This is a genomic window from Granulicatella sp. zg-ZJ (genome assembly GCF_010892355.1).
Lineage (GTDB): Bacteria > Bacillota > Bacilli > Lactobacillales > Aerococcaceae > WM01.
Genome location: NZ_WNJY01000019.1, coordinates 18,680 through 41,296 on the forward strand (window position 1 = coordinate 18,680; position 22,617 = coordinate 41,296).

At 31.5% G+C, this 22,617-nt stretch carries 23 protein-coding genes; 2 read left to right on the forward strand and 21 right to left on the reverse strand.

The window, feature by feature from the left end; translation table 11 throughout:
• Nucleotides 1-335 precede the first annotated feature (335 nt).
• From GMA11_RS06225 to GMA11_RS06320, 20 genes are all read right to left on the reverse strand, one after another.
• Nucleotides 336-857 carry a hypothetical protein gene (locus tag GMA11_RS06225; protein ID WP_163545822.1) on the reverse strand — a complete coding sequence of 174 codons (522 nt, stop codon included), beginning with the start codon at nt 855-857 and terminating at the stop codon, nt 336-338.
• Nucleotides 858-1,209: 352 nt separating this feature from the next.
• Entirely contained in the window at nt 1,210-4,398 is a 3,189-nt protein-coding gene (locus tag GMA11_RS06230; protein ID WP_163545823.1) for a SpaA isopeptide-forming pilin-related protein, read from the reverse strand.
• A 60-nt stretch (nt 4,399-4,458) separates the two neighbouring features.
• Complete coding sequence (locus GMA11_RS06235; protein WP_163545824.1) at nt 4,459-5,259, reverse strand: hypothetical protein; 801 nt, start codon at nt 5,257-5,259, stop codon at nt 4,459-4,461.
• 380 nt (nt 5,260-5,639) lie between these two features.
• A complete protein-coding gene (locus GMA11_RS06240; protein ID WP_163545825.1) occupies nt 5,640-6,200 on the reverse strand; it encodes a hypothetical protein in 561 nt (186 codons plus the stop codon).
• Between the two features lie 303 nt (nt 6,201-6,503).
• Nucleotides 6,504-6,908 carry a hypothetical protein gene (locus tag GMA11_RS06245; RefSeq protein WP_163545826.1) on the reverse strand — a complete coding sequence of 135 codons (405 nt, stop codon included), beginning with the start codon at nt 6,906-6,908 and terminating at the stop codon, nt 6,504-6,506.
• A gap of 50 nt (nt 6,909-6,958) precedes the next feature.
• Nucleotides 6,959-7,846 (reverse strand): hypothetical protein, encoded by an 888-nt coding sequence (locus tag GMA11_RS06250; protein ID WP_163545827.1) that lies wholly within the window; start codon nt 7,844-7,846, stop codon nt 6,959-6,961.
• A gap of 31 nt (nt 7,847-7,877) precedes the next feature.
• A complete protein-coding gene (locus tag GMA11_RS06255; protein ID WP_163545828.1) occupies nt 7,878-8,120 on the reverse strand; it encodes a hypothetical protein in 243 nt (80 codons plus the stop codon).
• Nucleotides 8,121-8,180: 60 nt separating this feature from the next.
• Entirely contained in the window at nt 8,181-9,563 is a 1,383-nt protein-coding gene (locus tag GMA11_RS06260; protein WP_163545829.1) for a C39 family peptidase, read from the reverse strand.
• Nucleotides 9,564-10,019: 456 nt separating this feature from the next.
• Nucleotides 10,020-10,304, reverse strand: a complete 285-nt coding sequence (locus GMA11_RS06265; RefSeq protein ID WP_205422878.1) for a cupin domain-containing protein — start codon at nt 10,302-10,304, stop codon at nt 10,020-10,022.
• On the reverse strand, nt 10,301-11,068 hold the full coding sequence (locus GMA11_RS06270; RefSeq protein WP_163545845.1) for a class I SAM-dependent methyltransferase: 768 nt from the start codon (nt 11,066-11,068) through the stop codon (nt 10,301-10,303). Before GMA11_RS06270 ends, GMA11_RS06265 begins: the two co-directional genes overlap by 4 nt.
• Before the next feature lie 24 nt (nt 11,069-11,092).
• The gene (locus GMA11_RS06275) at nt 11,093-11,860 is read right to left on the reverse strand and encodes a TIGR01457 family HAD-type hydrolase (RefSeq protein ID WP_163545830.1); all 768 of its coding nucleotides are present in this window, start codon (nt 11,858-11,860) and stop codon (nt 11,093-11,095) included.
• On the reverse strand, nt 11,857-12,357 hold the full coding sequence (locus GMA11_RS06280; protein WP_163545831.1) for a YutD family protein: 501 nt from the start codon (nt 12,355-12,357) through the stop codon (nt 11,857-11,859). The genes GMA11_RS06275 and GMA11_RS06280 overlap by 4 nt, the downstream gene beginning before the upstream one ends.
• A 79-nt stretch (nt 12,358-12,436) precedes the next feature.
• Nucleotides 12,437-12,985, reverse strand: coding sequence for a hypothetical protein (locus GMA11_RS06285; protein ID WP_163545832.1), 549 nt, complete (start codon nt 12,983-12,985; stop codon nt 12,437-12,439).
• A gap of 311 nt (nt 12,986-13,296) precedes the next feature.
• Nucleotides 13,297-14,430, reverse strand: a complete 1,134-nt coding sequence (gene mnmA, locus GMA11_RS06290) for a tRNA 2-thiouridine(34) synthase MnmA (RefSeq protein WP_163545833.1) — start codon at nt 14,428-14,430, stop codon at nt 13,297-13,299.
• Nucleotides 14,431-14,523: 93 nt separating this feature from the next.
• Nucleotides 14,524-15,483, reverse strand: coding sequence for a hypothetical protein (locus tag GMA11_RS06295; protein ID WP_163545834.1), 960 nt, complete (start codon nt 15,481-15,483; stop codon nt 14,524-14,526).
• Nucleotides 15,483-16,019, reverse strand: coding sequence for a hypothetical protein (locus GMA11_RS06300; protein WP_163545835.1), 537 nt, complete (start codon nt 16,017-16,019; stop codon nt 15,483-15,485). Before GMA11_RS06300 ends, GMA11_RS06295 begins: the two co-directional genes overlap by 1 nt.
• Before the next feature lie 151 nt (nt 16,020-16,170).
• Nucleotides 16,171-17,280: a recombinase RecA gene (recA, locus tag GMA11_RS06305; protein ID WP_205422880.1), complete on the reverse strand. Its 1,110-nt coding sequence runs from the start codon at nt 17,278-17,280 to the stop codon at nt 16,171-16,173.
• A complete protein-coding gene (locus GMA11_RS06310; protein WP_163545836.1) occupies nt 17,270-18,523 on the reverse strand; it encodes a competence/damage-inducible protein A in 1,254 nt (417 codons plus the stop codon). Before GMA11_RS06310 ends, recA begins: the two co-directional genes overlap by 11 nt.
• 29 nt (nt 18,524-18,552) lie before the next feature.
• On the reverse strand, nt 18,553-19,071 hold the full coding sequence (gene pgsA / locus GMA11_RS06315) for a CDP-diacylglycerol--glycerol-3-phosphate 3-phosphatidyltransferase (RefSeq protein WP_163545837.1): 519 nt from the start codon (nt 19,069-19,071) through the stop codon (nt 18,553-18,555).
• Nucleotides 19,072-19,081: 10 nt separating this feature from the next.
• The gene (locus GMA11_RS06320) at nt 19,082-20,023 is read right to left on the reverse strand and encodes a helix-turn-helix domain-containing protein (protein ID WP_163545838.1); all 942 of its coding nucleotides are present in this window, start codon (nt 20,021-20,023) and stop codon (nt 19,082-19,084) included.
• Nucleotides 20,024-20,206: 183 nt separating this feature from the next.
• On the opposite strand from GMA11_RS06320, the gene GMA11_RS06325 reads away from it, so the two are divergent.
• On the forward strand, nt 20,207-21,520 hold the full coding sequence (locus GMA11_RS06325; protein ID WP_163545839.1) for an N-acetylmuramoyl-L-alanine amidase: 1,314 nt from the start codon (nt 20,207-20,209) through the stop codon (nt 21,518-21,520).
• 95 nt (nt 21,521-21,615) lie between these two features.
• Here the strand turns inward: GMA11_RS06325 and GMA11_RS06330 are convergent, their stop codons facing one another.
• Nucleotides 21,616-22,023 carry a helix-turn-helix transcriptional regulator gene (locus tag GMA11_RS06330; RefSeq protein WP_163545840.1) on the reverse strand — a complete coding sequence of 136 codons (408 nt, stop codon included), beginning with the start codon at nt 22,021-22,023 and terminating at the stop codon, nt 21,616-21,618.
• Between the two features lie 198 nt (nt 22,024-22,221).
• On the opposite strand from GMA11_RS06330, the gene GMA11_RS06335 reads away from it, so the two are divergent.
• Nucleotides 22,222-22,479 (forward strand): helix-turn-helix transcriptional regulator, encoded by a 258-nt coding sequence (locus tag GMA11_RS06335; protein ID WP_205422881.1) that lies wholly within the window; start codon nt 22,222-22,224, stop codon nt 22,477-22,479.
• The last annotated feature ends 138 nt before the right edge of the window (nt 22,480-22,617 follow it).

Here is a 22,617-nt window from a genome sequence, read left to right on the forward strand (position 1 = left end):
ATAATAAATATACTAATGACGAATGTATGTAATATAAGTATTATTATTAAAAACAATGATACATTCAATATGCCTACACCTATTGATACTAAAGGAACTATCAATAAAAAGATTAGAAAAAATATCGCTATCAATGGTGTACTTGCTATTCCATGTATAATTAAAGAAACTGTATATCTATCCATATACTCACCTATACGAAGCAGAACTTGGTAATCCTACTGCAAAATACCTTACTCTTTTAATGAATTTATTTTTTATATTATATCATAATGAACGATATACTCACAACTTATACATAGATGATGTCATCTAAATAGCGACACGGTGTCGCTTTATCTTTCGATATTGATTTTGTTATCATGTTGGGTTTCGTTTTTGTTGAGTATCGTTGCTTTTTGTTGTGCAATGTTTAGTTGTTCTTCTAAAGTCTTCACGTCTCTTTTTTCATAACCCTTAATTTTTTTACCATGATAGTAGACTGTCTCAACATCATTTCTTTCAATTTTTAAACCAGATAATGCAGAATATATTTTATCAATATCATGGTTAAAATAATCCGCAACAGCAAACATTGTTACTGACCATTTCAAACGACTAAGCAATTCATTATGCACATGACAATATTTTTTATAAAAAGCATTTAATTCATCAACACTTTTATTCGTTTGTATCAATGTACCACCTAAACCCAAATCACCTTGCTCAAATACATGACACACTAAATAATCTTTTTCTTTACCAATCATGTTAAAAACATGGTTTTCATCTAATGGAAAAGAAAAATTATCAAATGTCATAAATCCATTTTCATCTATTTTTTTAGGATTTGCTAGTCTGATTCCCATTTTTTGCATATCGAATAACTCCTAACAAAAAAGTCTATTCAATGTGATAAACTTTTCCATTTAATTCTCTTTCTTTCTCAATTTTCTATGATTGATAATGTATATGATACAACAGATTGACTAAAAATTGTTTGCTAGATACAAAAGACCTTTAAGAATAAGATACCCAAACCATATAATCGCAATCGGTAACACAAACGCTGTTATTTGTCCACTAAATGTAGCTGTTATAAAATAAATAAGTGACACAAATACAATCACTACAGCCAAAAAATATATAAATAATTTTAAAAATATTCTATCTTTCATAGTTAATATACTTCCTAGTAAAAAAAGCGACACGATGTCGCTTTTTTACTCCTTATGATAATTTTTCTTTATCGTTTAATCTATCCATTTGTCTTGTTTTCACTTGTAAAAATAAAACAATACCACATAATACAAAGGCTAAACCAATTAAAACCAATGCAAATAAATCATCTTCACCTGTTTTTGGTAATTTAGCTTTCTCAACAATCGTAAAGGATTGTTGCTCATCTTTGTTATTTGTATGCTCTGAAATTAATTTCCCAACATTACCGTTTTCATCAACTTCAAAAACTTGTTCTAAAATAGTATATTTTCCTACTGGTAATTTAGATACATCAATAGTATCTAATGTGATTGCAACTTCTCCGTCACCATTTAATTCTACAACTTTTTCAACTGGTTTCACAACCATGTCATCAGTACCATACTTCACTAACCAAGCTAATACAATCACTTTACCATGTTTAAATTGTTTGTATGTTAGCGTATCAACAAGTTCTTGTTTTTCGCCTACTGTCATTTGTTTTTGACCACCGATTTTAGCGATTGTACCGATTGTTGGTTCTAATACTGTCACTGTTTGATGTTTATTTGTTAAATCAAAGTGTACCGCAACTTTTTCACCGTCTCTGTATAACTCTTCACCAAAAACAGTATCTCCAACATGTTTGACTGGTACATTAAAGAAGAATACTTCTTCATGTTGAATGGCTTTAGCTGTAAACATACGTTTTTGTGTTGCTAAAACCTCTCCTTTTGACGTATACATCGTAGCAACAGCTTCATACTCCTTACCAGGTACTAAACTATCAAAACGTGCCACTTCTTTGATTTTTTCATGTTTATAAACTACTTTTCCACCGTCAAGAGCGGTTGCTTCTGTGACAATAGACGGAATACGTTCATTTTCAATACGCAACATATTGGTTGCATTGCTGATACCATTCACTTCAAAGAAATGTTTCATCGCATTTAAGAAATAACCAGCAGGTGCTTTTGTTTCTTGTGTGTAGTATTTACCAAACTCTAAATTTTTAAAGCTCAATAAACCTTTGTCATCAGATGTAAATAACCCAACTTCACGTTCTGAACCGTCCGATAAAATAGATACTAATTTAAACTCTGCTTTCGCAAGAGGTTCTTTACTAGAAGAATCCACTTTAACAAAGCTGTATTCTCCACGTTTCAATGCATTTTTGATTGTCACAATTTCACTAGAAATTTTACCTGTATCACTCATCTTACCAGGTGTCACTTGGAATTTTTCTTCGTTTAATGTGTATGCTTGAGATGTTGAGATTTCTTTTGCATATACTTTCATTTGTGACGGGATATTGTCGAAAGTGATACTTGATGTGCCAGTCACTTCTTTTAGACCAATTAACGTATCTTTTGGCAATGTCACATTATTTTCTGTGTAATCTTCAGCAGAAAATAACCCAATCGTTGCTTTTGCCTCGTGTCCTTTTTCAGACGTTTCAAACTCTTTTGTGACGTTAACAGTTAATGATTGACGTGTATTATAAACACTTAAAGACTCGATACTAACTTCTTGTGCTGGGTCTTCTGCTGTTAAGGTTACTGTATGAACCGTATTGTCTTTGACATAGCCGTTTGGAGCTGTTAATTCCACTACTTCATAAGTACCAAGTGGCAATTCTGCTGTCTTTAAGACTTCTCCGTCAACAGTTGTTAACTCGAATTGTGCTTGTGTTGCTGTATTTGTAAATCTAAATGTAGCCCCACCTAAAAGTACACTATCGGTTTCAGCTAAGTAAACACCATTTTCTAACTTGTTCCAAGCTGTGATTTTAAAACCACGTTTAGATAGCCAAATTTGACCTTTTTGTTTGGTGTTTTGTACAGTGACTGTCACTGTTGTTTCTTTTCCGTTGATGACAACTGGAATGGCTTTTTTAGATAACACATAACCAGTTGGTGCTTTTACTTCTTTGATGAGATAAGAACCCACTGGTAATTTTTCTGGTAGGATAATCATACCAGTTGAATCAGTCACAAACGTATCTGTACCATTCATAGAAATAGGTTGATCATCTTTATAAACTTGAAAAGATACACCAGCAACAGCGATTGTTTCTTGCGTTTCAGCGTCTACTTTGACAATTTTTAATAAAGAACCTTTTTTCACGTTTGTTGCGGTTAGGGTTGCTGTTTTATCCGCTTCAACAGTGACAGATAATGTTTGAGGGTTTAATTCATAGCCTGTTTTCGCTAAGACTTCTCTAACATCGTATTCTTTTACAGCTAAATCTCTAAATTCAGCAATCCCTTGTTCGTTCGTTAATGCAACTTTTAATTCTTTGGTACCACCTTTTTCAAATAATGCAAATTCGACACCTTGTAGTGCTTCGCCCGTTTGAGCGTCTGTTTTCACAATGCGAATATGCCCTTTTCGTTCTTCAACATTTAACTTAAATATTCCTCTTAAAAAATTCGGGTCTTTAAATGCCACAACGGTTTGTGACCCATTTGATGTTAACAAAAGACTAGTTTTCATAAATCTTCCTAATTTTCTGTTAAAAGATGACACCGTTGTATTTGTTGCTTGTTCAGTAGCTGTAATCGTCAGAGTATTTCCATTTTTTGAAAATTCCCAACCGTCTTTATTAGTAAAGTCTAAATATTGTAAGTTGCCATAAGTATCAGTTAATGTACGACTTTCACCAGGTTTTAAAGTAATAGTATCTCCAGCAAAAGAAAAAGTACCTATAACGTGTGCGTCAACTTCTGATATAAATGTATCCACATCAGCCGAATCAACTTGACTAGACATTCTATCAAAATCATACCCTAACGCTTTATAAATCGCTCCTTGCACTTTCACATACTGTGTTAAGGAATGGTCATCGCTCATATCCCAACCCCAGAAAATAATACTTTTGATTTTTTCAACTTGTCCTTGAGTCAGAGTGTTTCCTTGGCTATCATGAATTTCACCTTGTGAAAAAGAGCCAGTATTGTAGACACGTCCATTGTCCACGATTGTTCGTGGGTCAACACAAAAGACAATCTCTCCGTCTGCATAAATAAATCCCATTCTGTCTTGAAACGTTTGCCCGTCTTTTGTCACATTAGACACAACGTCTGATAATTCCCCAACGGTTACTGTTGGATTTTCAGAAATGGCATAAAGAACAGGTTGCTTGACAAATGGTAACACATAACTAAACAGTAATGTGATGACCATGCATATCTTTTTAAATGATTTGTTTTTTAACATGTTACCTCTCCTAAAAATAAAAAAACCTTATCAAACTGATAAAGTTAATCACTCATTTATTTAGTTGTAACAATATACCATCCATACAACCCCTCGATTACTAGGATAAGAACCATACCCAACACGACTATAAGCAAGCAAAACTTCATCAGGTAAATTTTCAGCATAAGCAACTGCTTCTTCTTCTGTCATGAATACTTTTTCATAAGAACTTCTTGGTACCCAAACTTGACCATGAATTTTTAATGGCTCATTTTCTGAACTAGGTTTAGGTTGTTCTACCTTTGGTTGTTCCACTTTCGGTTGTGGTTGTGGTGCTGGTGTACTTGGTTTTGGTTGCTCCTGTGGTTGAGGTTGTTCTGGTTTTGATGATGAAGTAGGAACGTTTTGTGCCACATGAACGGATTGATTAGCGGTATTGTCTTGCGGAGATGTTACTGAAACAGTTGCTTCTTTTTCTTTCTTCGCAACAACTTCTTTTTTCTTTTCCTCAACGGTTTGTTTCAACTGTGATAGTTTTTCTTGATACGCTTGTTTCACACTTGTATCTGTGATTGTTTCTATTTCTTTTTCTAAAGAAGATAAATCCGTATCTGCTTTAATATCTTGTTTTAAAGCTGTTTCAATTTTGTCTTTTACTGCTTTTTCTTTCTCCTTATTTTTATCTTCAGCTTTAGCTTTTACAGTTGTCGTTGTTGTCAATGTTAAAGCTGTTTTCGTTACTTGTGTTGGTTTTCCTTGCGTCAATGCAACAGGTATAGCAACAGCTGTTAATAACAAGACAGCACTCACACTTAACACAACAACTTTTCTCTCTTTTACAATCGTTAACGCTTTTTCTTTCAATTCATTCATTTTCATAATAGACACATTTCCTTTCTTTTTTTCATCATTTTTTTGTGTATATTGTACTATAAAATCCGCTTAAAATAAAGATTTTTAAGGCGGTTCTCGTGTCTTTTGACACAAAATGATATAAAGCATTTGAGACACAACACAAAACATTTTTTCTCTCCTTTCCAAACAAAAAAAGCCACTTGAAAAAGTGGCTAAATAAATAGAATCAATCATTCATATGTTTATATTCTTTTTTTCTAATAATAATAAATAAGATTAACGATATTAAAACAATAATTGTTTTAATATCAAAGGAAATAATATTTTGCCAGTTTATTATTACAACCCCCACAAATCCTAAAATACATAATACTACCCAACAAATTCTAAAAAATTTTTCCATATTAGACACCTGTATCAATTATATTTGTATCTGTTCCAACAAAACCAGAATAATCAGAATTTAGAAATCGTTCTGTAACCATTTTAATTTGTTTATAATCTTTTCTTGTCCACATTGTAATAATAAGATATTCTCCAGGACGTGGTTTAGATAATGCAGCTTTAATAGACTCTATACCAAATCCAACTGTCAAAGGAATCCCAACAACTGGTAATGCAGATAATGCAGCTTTTAAAGTACCGCTACCTGAACTGCCTGCACTACGAGTTGTTCTAACAGTAACATTATACATCCAGTTTCCATCCCATATAACTGATCTATCTTCATAAATAGGTTTAATTTCAATCACTAGTTGACCATCAACAAAAATGTTTTTATTACTATCTATATAAACATATCTTGTAATACCATCTGAACTCGTATAATAATATCCATTTTCAGTAAGTGAACTCGTAATTTCTTCTGCATAAACTACTCCACTTGACACAGTAGGAACAATCGCTCCACCAAAAGACACACCAACCAAACCTAACACTACTAATTTTTTTAAATTTTTTCTCATGTTAATCTTCTCCTTTTTTGTTAATGTTCTTACTTTAAAGATTTTCTAATGAAAAGCTATACTGTGTACATTGGATTCACCTGTTTCTTTTTAATATGTTTTTCTTTTACAAACATATTATAAAACTTTTTCTCTTTATTGTAAACACTACCAAATATTGTAAAACAAGGTTTTTTGTTTATTTATACAGTTTTTTGAATAAATAAAAAAACATTTGTTTCAAACACTTGTTTTCAAAAATGGCTTTCATACAAAATACTGTATAAATATTTTTTTGATTTTTTTAATAAGTTCACTTACAAACTAAAGGGCTATAACAGTTCCATGAAATTGTTTTGCAACTGCTTCAGCAGACAAAAAATTGTTATATATTTTTGCTTTATATCTCCGTGAATGGAACACATGCGTATACCATTCTTTATAGCCAAAAGAGTATTCTGTATGCTTTCTTTTTCCTGCATAAAACTTAGTATCTACTTTTACAATATACTCTTGATGAAGCATTGGCTTTGTTTTCTCATATAAAGGAATATGTAAATATTCGCATAAATCTAATAGCTTTTTATCAGATAAATAATGTTCACTTAAAGAAAACTTTTCTAAAGTTTGAGGACACCAACCTAAAATTTTAGATAAACAACGCTTGTTGATACCTCTTTGTTCTATTTTGTTTAAAACACGTAAACGTAACTCTTCTCGATTTAACATGCTTTCTCAGTATTCCTTTCTAAGACTAAAAAGCGACATCGTGTCGTTTTTTAGTCTTTCTCTAATGTCTGTTTAAATTGTTTGAACGATTGAATCAAATACTCTTTAAAGGTATGCATATCTTCAATCCGTTTTTCTTTCCAAAAAATATCATTTGAAAAATCTATCTTTTCATATAATGCATATAATGTATTTGTGCTATATAAATCCTTTTCTTTTAGTGGATAGTAATTTAAGTACGATTGATTTTTTTCTGAATTTATAGATAAAACATACATGATATAATTTTTGTTTCCATTGTAATCTTCGACAACAAGAAAAATATGATTTACTTTAGGTTTGTCTCCATAGAAAAATAAAATTTTTGTAGGTTGTGGTGAAATGTTTGGAATATCTTTTATTCCAGTATCAATATTTACTAGATTGACAAATATACCATTTTTTTCTTGTTTGTTAGTCGTGAGTAATGATTCTAGCACCAAACTTTTTTTATTATCGTCTAAAGGTATGATTGTACCAATAAAAATCTCTTTATATGCTCCAGATATATTAGATGTTATATTTGACACATTCAATCCATGTGTTGGGAAAAAACTATTTTCTTTTGTTAAAAATATAGCTTCTTTTGTGGGCTGTATGTCAGTCATATCAACTGGAGAAAATTTAAAGGTATATAAAATACCAACAACAGCCAATAGTATAGAAATAAACAATGAAGAAAACGATAAAACATTGGAGAACGTAGAGTTTTCAAACCATATAAAATACTGAGATACCCTTTTTTCTAACATACCAATAGAAAAAATAATCCAAAAGAAAAAAGTGAAACCAATCATCAAGAATAAACTTAAAGAAATATCTTTAGTTTCCAAATAAACACATAAAGAAAATGGGAGTAACAAAATAAAAGTATACATTAACGTTCTAATTTGTTTCAAAATATTTCTCCTTAAATATACTTTTTATTGATTATATCATTTTTTCTTTATCTTGCTCATGTATACTTGTACTTTTTCTGTCATATAGTAAAATAACCGCAAAACCAATAGGAACATATATTGCCATCATATTGCCTAAAGCATAAATAAGAGCTATATTTATATCATACCTATCAAAAAAACAACTTATTTGAGTACCGAAAATCAATATATTCACAAAAAATAAACTAAATAATATCGTACAAACTAAACGATTTTTTATTTCTATTTTCATTTTATAGTTGCTCCTTTTTATAAAACAAAAAAAAGCGACACCGTGTCGCTTTTTTCGTCTTTATTTAATCACAATAAATGGTGTTCCTAATGCTCTATCGTCTGAATCCCAACTTTGATGTGCCCAAATGTAATGTACATCATATTTTTTCACTTGTTTGTAAGAGATAGGGTTATACACTGTTGTTTGTCCTTCTTCATCATATCCTGTCAAAATGATAGCGTGACTTGAACCAGGTGTAAACTCTTGACCAGAAACGGCTGCATAAACCAAATGCCCTTGTTTCAATGCCTCTTTTACATCTTCAACAGTTCTTAATACTTCAGCAGTTAATCCAAAATGAGCACTTGCTAAAGCAACACCTTTACCAGATGTTCCAACAAATCGTCTGTTAAATTCACTTGTGCTATTGTATAGATAATCTGCTACCTCTATTGGAGAAACAGATGTTCCTTTTAATTCAGTGAAAATACTCGCTAAAGCTGTTGGTACACAACCCGTGCTGCCGATTGTGTAATTGCCATACACACGACTACTATAAGGTGCGTTATCTTGTGTATAACGTACTAAATTTCTTGGTTGTGCGATTGTTGGTTTTGTTGGTTGTTCTACTTTAGGAGCAACTGGTTCTTCTTTTGGTGCCACTGGCTGTGGTGCAGAAACAATCGGTTGTGGTTCTGGTGTTTCTACTGGTTGTGCGTCAACCGGAGATTCCACTTTTGGTGTTTCTTCAACACTTGGTTGTGCCTCTTCTTTTGGTTGTTCCACTTTAGGAGCAACCACTGGTTCTTCTTTTGGTGCTACTGGTTCTGGTGTAGGAGCAATCGGTTGTGGTTCTGGTGTTTCTGCTGGTTTTGCATCCACTGGAGTGTCTGCTTTTGGTGTTTCTTCAACAGTAGGTTGCTCCACTTTTGGTTGCCCCTGTGGTTTAGGTTGCTCTTTTTCTTTTTCAATACTTGGTTGACGTTCAGTTGTTGTGAGCGACACTGTGTCGTGTTTTTCAGGTGACGTCACACTAACTGGCAATTCATCAATTACTACTTTTTCAATATCATAGCGAATCGTAATGGTAACAGGTCTGCCATTGATTTCTTCATGTAAAGTTAACGTTTCTCTGACAGTACTTGTTTTTGGTAGTAGGCGTGTTGTTGCTTTTTCTAATTCTACGTCTAACCGTTCTTCAGTATTTGCTTTTATAAAAGGTATTCGCACATGTAATACTTCGTTTTTATCTGTTTTAACAGATACAACAATATTTTTAATATCTTTTGTAGAAGAAACCACTAATACTGGTTTATCTTCTCTTGTTTCTAATGTTGCTTTGACATATTTTTCTTCTTGTTGTGTATTCACTGTTTCAGCGAAGACAGTTGTCACTTGTTGATATTGTGACAATAATAATGTACTTAATAATAGTCCACTTAATTTTAATTTTTTGTTCATATTTTTGTCTCCTTTCTACGCTCATTATATCGTTTTTTTTTTTTTTTTCAATCATTTTTACCGTTATATATGATTTTATGATTTTTTATCATATTTTCATTTTTTTATAGGAAATGATATATTATTCTAATATAGTCAACTAATAATGTACTATTTACATCGTATTCTATATGATGATAATCAACACGAATAGCGGTTTTTTTAAATAATCTTTTCATGCTGAAAACAGATACGCTTCTTTGCGTTGAATATCTTTTTGATTGATAATGCGTAGTGTATTCTTAATACATACAGACAAGTCATCGACTTGTTCATCTGTCATTTATTTGAATATTTTATAGTTTTTTATAGCCACTTACCTTGTTTAACAGTTATTCAATATATTAGTTATATAAATACTTATTTTTGATGTATAATAAATCCCCTACTGGCATACTTTCCAATAAGGGATTGATATTATTCTTTTATTAACGTAACAAAAATTTCAGAATGTTCGTTTGCTTCTGCTTCAATAGTATGTTCACCATTAAAGGTTAGTGCTGTACCCGGAGTCAACAAATGTTCTTCTTGTCTGTCTAGTAAAACCGTAACCGCTCCTTTCACAATAACAAAAACAATTTGATGTCCGATATGGTTATGTCTGTTAATTTTTTCTGATTTTGCCAATACTTTTTTGACTGTTTTGAATGTATCAAACGAAAAGCATACACCCGCTTGATTGGCTATGTTTCCTATTGTCATGATTTTTCCTTCTTTCTACTACAAATTGCAATGTACATTAAGTCTTTTTTTGTCTTATTAAAAAATTTAAACATATTTAAAAACATTGGTCGATTTTCCGATTTAAGCAATCCATTTTTAAGAATGTTCATCGTATTAAAAAATCCCTCGTCTTTTATCATTCCCGTAGGCGTCATCAAAGACATTTGACCGTGTATTTCTTGGCTTTCAAAGCCTATTTCTTGAAACAGATGTAGCCAATCATCACGGTGCATTGGATGAACATTGACATGTATCGTTTCACGTAAAGTATCAATAGTGTTCTCTAATGTATCGCTAAAGAATGTAATATCATGTGTCAGTAGAATACCATTTGGTTTCAAAACACGGTAATACTCTTTAATGGCTTTTTCTTTAGCATTTTTAGACAGCATAGTCAGCATTGCTTCATTGATGACAATATCGAATGAATTGTCATCAAATGGTAAATGCATTGCGTTACCTTGTTGAACAGTAATATACTCTTCTAGTTGATTTGTTTTAATATTTTGTTTTGCTTGTTCAAGTGCATTTTTGTCTAAATCAATACCAGTAATATGACATTGGTATGTTTTAACAAGTTCAATAGATGTTGTACACATATTGCAACCAACTTCTAGCACTTTTTTCTCTTTAGAAAAATTTCCATTTTTAATCAACCAGTCTGTTGCTTCTTTTCCTCCTGGACGCAATCTTTTTTTACCTAATTTAGCTAAAAATTGATGTCCTGCTTGTTTTGTCATGATATAAAACTTTCCTTTAAAAAATTTTTATAGATAATTCCACTCACTTAAGTCATTCACAATATGTGTTGGTACTTTTGGTAAATGAGGAATATCTGATTTTTGTGTAACGCCAGTTAACGTCAATAATGTATCTATTCCATTATCAATACCGGCTAAAATATCCGTTTGATAATTATCGCCAACCATTATAACATCCTCTTTACGAACGCCTAATCTATTGATTGCATGGTTCATAATAATAGACGATGGTTTTCCAATAATAACAGGTTCAACTCTTGTTGCTGCAACAAGTAACTCTTTAATAGCACCAGCTCCGGGAACAAATCCTTTTTCTGTTGGATATTGTTTGTCAATATTTGTCACAATATATTTTGCACCCTGTTGAATCGCTAAACTCGCCATTTTTAAATCATTGTATGTCACTTGTGTATCCAGCGCTTGCAATACAAAATTTGGATGTTCTTTTTCTTCAATAAATCCAGCATTTAAAAATTGTTCCTTCAAAATTTGTTCACCAATAACAAATCCTTTATTTCCTAATTTTTCAGCGAGCAAATAATCTAAAGCTGCTAAACCACTGGTATAAATTTGTGAGATATTCACCTCTATATCCAATGAATTTTGTAAAAACGCTTGTACCATTTCAGGAGATTTTGTTGCATTGTTGGTCACAAATAAAAATGGTATCTGTTTTTGTTGCAAGGTTTTAATAAAGCATTCTGCTTCATGTAATCTTTTTTTCCCTACATAAATAGTACCATCTAAATCAATTAAATATCCTTTGTATCTCATGCTTTTTTATCTCCTTTACGAATGACAAAAGCATGTTTTTTTGTCTTTTCTTTTTGTGGTTGTTTTTGTTGATGTGTATGCTTTTTATGATTAGATGTATTTTGTTTTTTACGTTTTTGTTGATTAGACTTGTGTGGAGCATTTTCTTTAGGCATAACAGGATTACCATTTAAAGAAAGTACAAAATAGGCACACCCAAAAGCACAATATTCACGTAAATAATCTTCCAGTGTATAAATTTTACTATCTTCTTCTACATTTTTCATATCATTTTTGTAGAATCCTTTTAAACGAAGTTGATTATGTCCCCAATCCCCTACAATATAATGATATTTTTGTAATAATTTAGTGTATCTATCTTCTAGAGCATCTATTTGAAAGCCGTTTTTAAAATCGACTTCTAGTGTATATTCATGTTCATTGATAAAAACAAGATTTTCTTTAACAAAAACTTTCGCTTCAGGGATATCTTGTATTTTTATTTCTTCATTTTCCAATATGTCACCTACTTACTAAGTTATATCTCGTTTATTATCTTAACACAGACAACCAAAAAAAGCACGATAGTCGTGCTTTTTATTCACATTGAATACCAAAGATATAATATATTTCTTGTTCTTCTACGATAAAATCTTTTCTTAGTAAATTATCAATATTTTCCAATGTGGTATTAGAACTGTCTTTATACACAAATAAAGGAATAAATTCATTTAATTGAATAGATTTGTTAAGTTTTGATTCATATATTTTTCCTGCCATACCATACATCAATTCAGGTAATTTTAATGGTTTAAGAAATCTATGACTTCCTAGTATTAATTGCAATGTATGATCGTTATATCGTAAAATCAATTCAAAAGGATTTATTTCTTTTTCATCTTGCATCAAAAAGTCACTTTCTTCAATAATCGTTTCTCCTGTATGTGTGATTTTTTTAAGAATATACGTCACTTTTTGCGCTTGATTTGGCGGAGTAATTTTTACTCTTATGGGAATATCTTCTAAAAAAATTGATAATAATGTTTCTTCATTTTTTGAAAAAGGATTTGCTTGTATTTTTCCTACAGATTGTGTACAACCACATAAACATAGTATTATACATAACAAAAAATATCTTTGTTTCATATACCATTTCCTCCTTTTATTTAACCAATGAATTTCTAATCATATTCATTCCTAATATAATAGTATGTAACACCTTCTGAAATAAAGAAGAAAGCACGGTTATTTACCGACAAAGATGTTTAATAATGTTTCTTCTTAATAGGCCATAATATAACATGAAGAGATACTGTTTCTAGTTGACAGCTGAATAAACAAAAAAGACGTATGACAGAAACTGTATAACGACCAAATGCTATACTATTCCTCTTTTTATTTATTATAACAAAAAACGCTTACAAATTCTATAAAAGAACAGCCCGAAGGTTGTTCTTTTAACTATATTGTCTTTTTTCATTATCTTTATATGCTGCATCAATAATGCCGCCGCCTAAACATTCTTCGCCGTCATAAAATACAACAGCTTGTCCAGGAGTAATGGCTCTAACTGGTTCATCAAAAATAATTTTTGCTTCTTTTTGTGAGTCTGATAAATGAACGGTCACACCAACATCAGCTTGTCTATATCTAAATTTAGCTGTACAGTGGAACACAGACGGTTTTTCTTCATCTGTTGTGAATTGTAATTCACTCGCTGTTAAATAATCCGTATATAAATACTCATGATGATAACCTTGTCCGACATATAAAATATTTTCTTTTAAATCTTTTCCGACGACAAACCAAGGTTCATGAACAGAATAACCTTTCACACCACCAATGCCTAATCCTTGTCTTTGTCCAATCGTATAATACATTAATCCGGCATGTTCACCAATGATATTGCCGTCTAATGTTTTCATAGGACCTGGCTGTGCTGGTAAATAGTGAGAAAGAAATTCTTTGAAATTACGTTCACCAATAAAGCATACCCCAGTGGAATCTTTTTTTGTTGCTGTAGCTAAACCAGTTTCTTGTGCGATGCGTCTTACCTCTGATTTTGGTAAATGCCCAATAGGAAACATCGCTTTTTGTAATTGTTCTTGGGATAATTGACTTAAAAAGTAAGTTTGATCTTTATTATTATCAACGCCTCTTAATAAGTGCTTTACACCATATTCATCTGTCGATAGACGTGCATAATGCCCCATTGCGACATAATCTGCACCTAAATCCATAGCATAGTCTAAAAAGGCTTTAAACTTTATTTCTTTATTGCACATCACATCAGGATTAGGTGTTCTATCTTTTTTATACTCATCTAAAAAGTACGTAAACACTTTATCCCAATATTCTTTTTCAAAATTCACCGAATAATACGGGATACCAATTTGCTGAGCAACTTTTTCAACATCTTTATAATCTTCCGTTGCTGTACAGACACCATTTTCGTCTGTATCATCCCAGTTTTTCATAAAAATACCTATCACATCGTATCCTTGTTCTTTCAAAAGAAGTGCTGTCACAGAAGAGTCTACTCCTCCACTCATGCCAACAACAACTCGAGTATTTGCATTTGTTTTTGTCATAAAATCACCATCATTTCGTTTGATTAAGCGATTGAAGGTCGCTTGACTGCATCTAGTATACAGATAATTAAAACCGATGTAAAACCAAAAAGCTTAGATAGACATATTTCGACGGATTTTTGAATTGTGCTTCTCTAAATACTCATAAAAAAGCACGACACGTAATTTAAGATTCCGTGCATTCTCTACTAGAGAAATCGTTTGTCGATTTGTTTTCTTAACACTTAATTGAAAAATAGTAACGGTACTATTCTTTACTTTTCGTATATATGTTGTATAGTTTATACTTGCAATCTCTTCTAAGGGGATAAAAATAAAACTCTTCTGATTCACAATGAGGGTATCTTTATATACATAAAGATGTAATTTTTTATCTTTGTATGAAGCATTTGAAGCAATAATACCATATCCAAATGTCACTTCTGGAAAGTATTCTTCAAAAATTGTATACATTTTTAAATTTTGTTTAATACGTTTCGTGCATGTTATCCATAGAAAAATACTAATTATTATCCCACCAAAACCTATCAAGTGTTTGACAACTTGTGAGTCGTTAAATCTCTTTAAGGATACATATTCCGAACCAATTATTGCATCTTTTGGCACAGCTCTTAAAAAATCGGTATATAAGTCAACAGTCACATTTGTAAATAAACGTTTTGAGCGACGTCCTACTTTTTCAACTGTTGGAACAAAAGTTGTCATGACATAGGCAGGTTGCTCTTTTAAACTTTGTTTTCGATGAAATAAATCACGCACGATAGTGTTGTTTTTTTCTGCTGCAAGCATAACATAGCCGTACTCATGTTTAATGAGGTATAATGTTGTTTCGTTTATTTCAATAGATGTTTTATCTATATCAAATACTTTTATTGCTACAGGATTGGCATATAGTAAAGTATATTGTTTATAAACTTGCCCTTTATCATAAGCGTCTTTTGCCAGTTGTTCATTAGATTGAAAAATATCCGATACGGCTGAACAAGAGAAAATGATAGCAAAAAAACTAATGAGTAATTTTATTTTTGTACCTTTTAATCGCTGTTTTCTCATTATGTTCTTCTCCTTGTCAATAACCGATATAAATATTTAAGAGCAAAAAATAAGAAAATAAGAGAAATAATCCACGCCCATGGTGCTACTTTTTTATACTGATAAACCGATACATAGCGTGATAATGTCATATTATCACTTGATAAATACTTAGGAAGATTATTTTCTATTTCTGTGTACCCAGACGTATATTTTGGCATAACTCTAACACATAAAGTAGGTTGTAATGTTGCTAATGCGTCTTTTTGGCTATAAATCATGTTCACATCTTTATCGTCTTTTTCTGCTTCTAATAAAATCGTACCATACTCATGTGTTACTATGTAAAAAAGAGTGCTATTTTTTGTCTTAATGACAGTATCTAATTTTTCAATAGCATGCACTCGTAAACGATAATCTCCAAGTGGCTGATCATCAGTGTACACAGAACCATAAAATGACGTTTGCCATTGATATGGTATGACTTGTTTGAATGTAAATAATATCGATAGTATGATACAACCTAATGATAGTAATAAATAAACACGTTTTTTCATAATATTAAAGATAAAGAGGTTGACCCGATATATGATAAAAAAATGGCAAGCAGACATGTTTGGGTATCCGCTTGCCATTGATACAGCATACATAAGACTAAATTTTTGAAATAAAATTTGTCAACTTCATTTTTGAGATAGCCCTTTTATGTTATTCCTCTTCTAATAATTCCACTAATAATGGATCTGTAATATCGACTGTTTCTTCTTGTTCAGTAGAAATATCTTTGTTTAATAAAGCAGACTCTTCTGCTGTTGGTTCAATAAGTCCCATTTTAATACGTAATTTTCTATCAACTTCAGCCATGATTTCTGGGTGTTCTAACAAGAATTTTTTAGCTGTTTCACGCCCTTGCCCAATTCTATCTTCACCATAAGAATACCATGACCCACTTTTCTTAATCATGTCATGCTCAACAGCTAAGTCTAAAATTTCTCCTGTTTTAGAAATACCTTCACCATACATGATGTCGACATAAACTGTTTTGAATGGTGGTGCCACTTTATTTTTTACAATTTTAATTTTTGTTGAGTTACCAATGATTTCAGAATCTTTGCTTCCTTTAATGGCTTCACTCTTACGTACTTCCATACGAATCGTTGAATAGAATTTTAAAGCACGTCCTCCTGGTGTTACTTCTGGATTTCCATATGTAACACCGACTTTTTCACGTAATTGGTTAATAAAAATAGCAACTGTTTTTTGTTTGTTAATCACACTTGATAATTTTCTTAACGCTTGTGACATTAAACGAGCTTGTAACCCAACATGAGAATCACCCATATCACCTTTAATTTCTGCTTTTGGTACAAGTGCAGCAACGGAGTCAATGACAATAACATCAATCGCACCTGAACTAATTAAAGCTTCAGCAATTTCAAGTGCTTCTTCCCCACTATCTGGCTGAGATAAGAATAAATCATCAATATCAATTCCCAAATTTTTAGCATAAAGAGGGTCCATTGCATGTTCTGCATCAATATATGCCGCTACTCCTCCAGTTTTTTGTACTTCTGCAACAACGTGTAAAGCTGTTGTTGTTTTACCAGATGATTCTGGACCATAAATTTCAATGATACGTCCACGAGGGAAACCACCAATGCCTAATGCAGAATCAATTAAAATAGAACCTGATGAAATGGCATCAATTTTTGTATCGGCTCTATCTCCTAAGCGCATAATGGATCCTTTACCAAAATCTTTTTCAATTTTCTTAATAGCATCTTGCAATGCCTTCATTCTTTCTTCACTAATAACCATAATGTTCTCCTTTTTCTTCGAGCAATTCTCTCAATTTGTTTAAACCAAATATTGCGGATAATTCTCTATTGGCATTTCTACCACGATTAAAATGTACGCAATATGATATAGGTTCTTTATTTGGCATTGCAATACCAATATACACCGTTCCAGATACTTTATCTTCTATTGCATGTTCATCAGCAATCCCAGTAAAAGAAAGACCAATATCACTACCATATAATGCCTTCACATTTTGTGCCATAGCCATAGCACATTCATGACTTATTGTTCCATATTTTAACAGTAATTCTGAAGGAATACAAAGTATTTTTTCTTTAGCACTTGTTTGATATGTGACAACACCGCCTGAAAAAACATCAGATGCACCAGAAACACTAACCAGCTTACTTTGACATAAACCACCTGTTAAACTTTCTGCAACACTGAGTGTATAGTGCTTTTCTTTTAATAAAGCAATCACAACATCAGCCAGTGTTTGATGATCGTATCCATAGAAATAAGGTTTTAATGGCTCTAAAATCAGCGCTTCCGTCTGTTTAATTTTTTCATCACATTCTTGTGTTGTTCGACCATTTGCGGTTAATCGAACGGTAACATCGCCTGTATATGCGTAAATCGCAATCGTAGGATTAGACTGTGTATCAATAATAGCACTAATTTTTTCTGCTAAAGCAGATTCACCGATATTTGTGAATCTCAGTGTTTTTGACACAAAAACACCACCTATTTTTTCTTTCAAAAAAGGCAATAGTTCTTTTTCCACCATTGTTGTCATTTCAGAGGGAGGACCAGGTAATACAGCATACATCACATTATCTTTTGTTGTCACCATACCAATAGCCAAGCCATTGTGGTTTTTTAAAATATGACTATTTTTGATATAGTGAGCTTGTCGCAAATTATTTTCTGGCATTTCTTTTTCAATTTTATGAAAATGATGTTTGATTTTATCAACAGCCTCATCATCTAATAATAATGTTTCTTGTAAATGTTCAGCTAATGCGTCTTTTGTTAAGTCATCTTTTGTAGGGCCAAGTCCTCCTGATAAAATCACTAAATCACTTCTTTTGGAAGCAATATTTAATAAACTACGTATTCTCTCTATATTATCACCAACACTTGTATGAAAATAAGTTGGAATACTCAATTCTTTTAAAACATTGGCAATATAATGCGTATTTGTATCTAATGTTTCACCTAAGAGTAATTCTGTTCCGACTGTAATAATTTCTGCTTTCATAAATAAACCCTCTATTTATAGTATATGCATTATGATGATAAATTTTCAAAAACAGAACGATTTTTATAAAAATACTCTATACCTGAATAAATGGTAAAGAATAAACAAATATATAAAAATATGTTTCCAACATGAAAATTATTCATTAGTAAAAAAATAATCGCAAACATTTGTGTAGCTGTTTTTATTTTTCCCGACCAGTCCGCAGCCATAACCTTTCCTTGTTCGACAAGTAATAAACGTAATCCAGTAACGGCTAATTCACGACAAACGATAATACACACAATCCAAGCAGGTATATAGTGCTTTTCAACTAACAAAATAAATGCTGTTAAGACAAGTATTTTATCTGCTAAAGGATCAGCAAATTTTCCAAAATTTGTAATGAGATGATATTTTCTAGCTAAATAACCATCTAACCAATCTGTTATACTTGCCAATACAAAAATCAGCGTTGCTATTTCAAAAGTTTGAAATACGTACATAGACACAATAAAAAATGGAATGGCAATCATTCTTGCTAGTGTTAATTTGTTTGCAATATTCATTTTTTATCACCTATTTTGCTAAATTGATTTTAACCGTTTCAACTCTCGATGTCGTTGGAACAGCCACATTTTGTCCATTTAGTGTTAATGTTGCTGCTTGAGAAATACCAAATGTAATTGTAACATCATTCGCATTATTTAAAGCACGAATAGTTGTTGGCACTTTATCTGTAATCGTTCTTTCTAAAATAACTTTCCCGTGAACAGACACACGCACCCATGTTGGTTCAGTCACTTTTATCGTTAAGTTATAGTCACCTTTATAATTTTTAAATGCATCACCTAGACCATACACGATTTGATTTGCTGTTGACGATTGAACAACCAAATTACTACCACCAGGTGCTACAGTATTTTGTGATACACCACTATTATTAGCTGTACTAGACTGTGTCGTTTCTGTTGTCGTTGTTGTGCTTTCAGTGGTCGTCGCAGTTGTTGTACTTGTTGTACTAGCTGTACTTGTTGTCGTAATAGATGCAGCAGTTGTCGTTGTTGTAGTCGTTGTTTCTACTGATTGCTGGAATAGTTTCGGTGAAAAATAAATTAACGAAGTAACAATGGCTAAAGCAATGGCACAAAATATAATAACAGGTTTTCTATTTTTCTTTTGTTCTGGTGTTGTAGCCGCCGTTGCTGGTTTAGGAGAAACCGGTGCTACTTTTTTCGGTTTATTCATTTTCATAGCTTGTTCTTTTTTCAAACGTTCTTTTTCTGCTAGTTCAGCTTGTCGTTTGTTTTCTTCAAGCAATTTTTCTCCGTCCATTTTTACAACAGAGGCATATTGCACAACGAAATTTTTCTTATAATAATCTCCTGGAATAATATCTAATTGATCATTTTCAATCGCTTCTAAATAGCGTAATTGGATACCCGTTTTTTCATGAATGTCATTTAGAGTATAGCCTAATTTTTCTCTTTTTTCTTTTAAAATATTACCTAAAGATGTCATAAAACTCTCCTTTTCACGTCTTTACATTTTATTATACCATACTTCAATTTAGTTTTAAAAATATGTCTTACTAAAAAATACTTAAAATCTATTTATTTTGAAAGTTATCTGTTCTCTTTATATGTATTTTATGTTATATTAAAAAAAGATACTTACAAAAGATGAAATATAAGGAATAACTAAATGAATACAAGTAAAAATAATAGGTTTATCATTTTAACAGCAACAATTATTATTGTTGCTATATTAAATATTTACTTTTTATCTTTAGTCACAACAACATTAGTAAAAGCAGAATATATTGCAGTCAGACAAAACGCTAATACCGACAGTGTTATCCAACAACTAGTCAAAAAAGATAGTAAAGTAACCATTTTAAAAAAAGAAAAAAATTGGGTACATATCTTTTACGATAATACACAAGGATGGATTCAAGAAGAAGACTTATATGCTGACCAAGTAAATGTAACACATTCAGGAAGTACAATGAGTGTGGCAAAAGAAAATGTATCTGTGTTTAAAGATCCTAGATCCACTGATAAAGAAATAGGAAAACTGGATAGACAAGCTACTTATTTAAAGTTTTTTGATAAAAATGACTGGAGCCAAATTCTTTATCAAAATGAATTAGCTTGGGTAGAATCATCTGCATTAAAAGAAACAACACAACAATCTGCAGAAAGTAATCAAGTCACTTCTAAAATAAAAGCAAATAATTATCCAGCAAGAAACATTATTAAAGCAACAGATCCAACAAGTTTACTCGCTTCTCCTGGTCCTTCAGGAGCATTGGAAAACATTTATAAAGGTGAGTTCTTATATGTAAAAGATAAGGAAGCTCAAAATGGCTATTATTCAGCAACGTCTAGTAGTAATATAGATGGTTATATCAATGCAAGTAAAGCAAAATTCTTTGAAAATGTAGCGCAAAGAGTTGGAACAAAATCAAAAACATTAAATGGTGCAACAATTGTGTTAGATCCAGGACATGGAGGAACAGACGGTGGTGCTGTTTCAAATATTTCAGAAAATATAAACGAACGTATTCTCGCTTTAAAAACAGCGGAAGTATTAAAAACATTATTAGAAGAAAGTGGTGCTAAAGTCATTATGACACGTACATCTGATGTTGATGTTACTTTAGAAAAACGTTCTGAAATTGCCAATACAGCACAAGCTGATGTGTTCATCAGCCTGCACTATGATTCAGCCGATGTAAAAGGTCCAAGTGGAACAACCGTTCACTACTTCCACTACGAAGATATGCGATTAGCAGACTTAGTAAATGAACAATTTGAAAATCTACCTTTAAAAACAAATGGTGTTAAATTAAGCGTTTATCAAGTTCTATACGATAATAAAGTGCCTTCTCTTCTTTTAGAATTAGGCTATATGAATAATGATAATGACGTGAAAATTTTTAATACAGAAGATTACAGACAAAAAGTGGCAACAGACGTTGTTAATGCTTTAAAAGTCTATTTTGATAACCAATAAAATGCTTGGGGCAACCCAAGTATTTTATTTTGGTTAGTTTATTCCAAATAAAAAAACAGTGAATAGCATTAGCCATTCACCATCAATATAAATTATTACTTATTCATTTGTATAATTGATACGTCATAGTTTCCTACATCATTTTTAACGATATGCATTTCTAAAACCTGCTCTTGTGTAAATGGTTTTGCAATCTGATGAAGTTCTTCAGTCGTTAAAGTGCCATATATTGTATTTGCTTCATGCACTTCACTTTGTTCAATAGGTGAATTTAAATATGAAACTATTTTTTGTTTTGGAAATAGTGTATCAACACTCATATCAAGAGCTCGTGCTATTTTTTCTTGATTTTTTTCAGAAATGTATGTGCGCCCTTTGATGTAATCATTTAATGTACTTGTTGCAATACCTGTTTCTTTTGAAATAGCTGTTTGTGTCTTTTGTTTTTTTAAAAGAGCGTCTTTTAAAGATTGACTCATCGCTTTTTTTAATATTTCTTTCAACTTATATCCTCTATTCACAAAATCTATATTTTTTATTTAAAACAAAATATTTAAGTCTATTATACTATAATAAAACATTAAATAAAAAGAATTTATATATAGAGAAAATAGATTTTATAGTATATAAAGCACTTTTCTATTTGACTATCCGAATTTATTCGGATAATATAGAATATATATAAAAGGAGGGATATTATCATGATTGTTTTATCTTTAAAAGCAGCACGTGCTAATGCCAATTTAACACTAATTGAAGCGTCAAAAATTTTGTCTATTAACAAAGATACATTATCTCGATATGAACGTAATTCTTCCCATATACCAAGATCAATTAGCTTGAAGATGCAAGAGTTATATCAAATTCCTGAAAAAAACTTATTTTTTGGTGATATTACAGAATTTCATAAAAAGAAACAAAAACATATACAAACAATGATACAAGAAAATGAATTTTAATCTTATGATAAAACAAAAAGGAGTCAGACAAATTGTCTAACTCTCTTTTTATTATGGCTCTATGTCAAATAGGGTTGATGACTCATAAAAGGTAGTGATGTAACAAATGTTATTTTTAAGTCACAAAGTGATGTACGG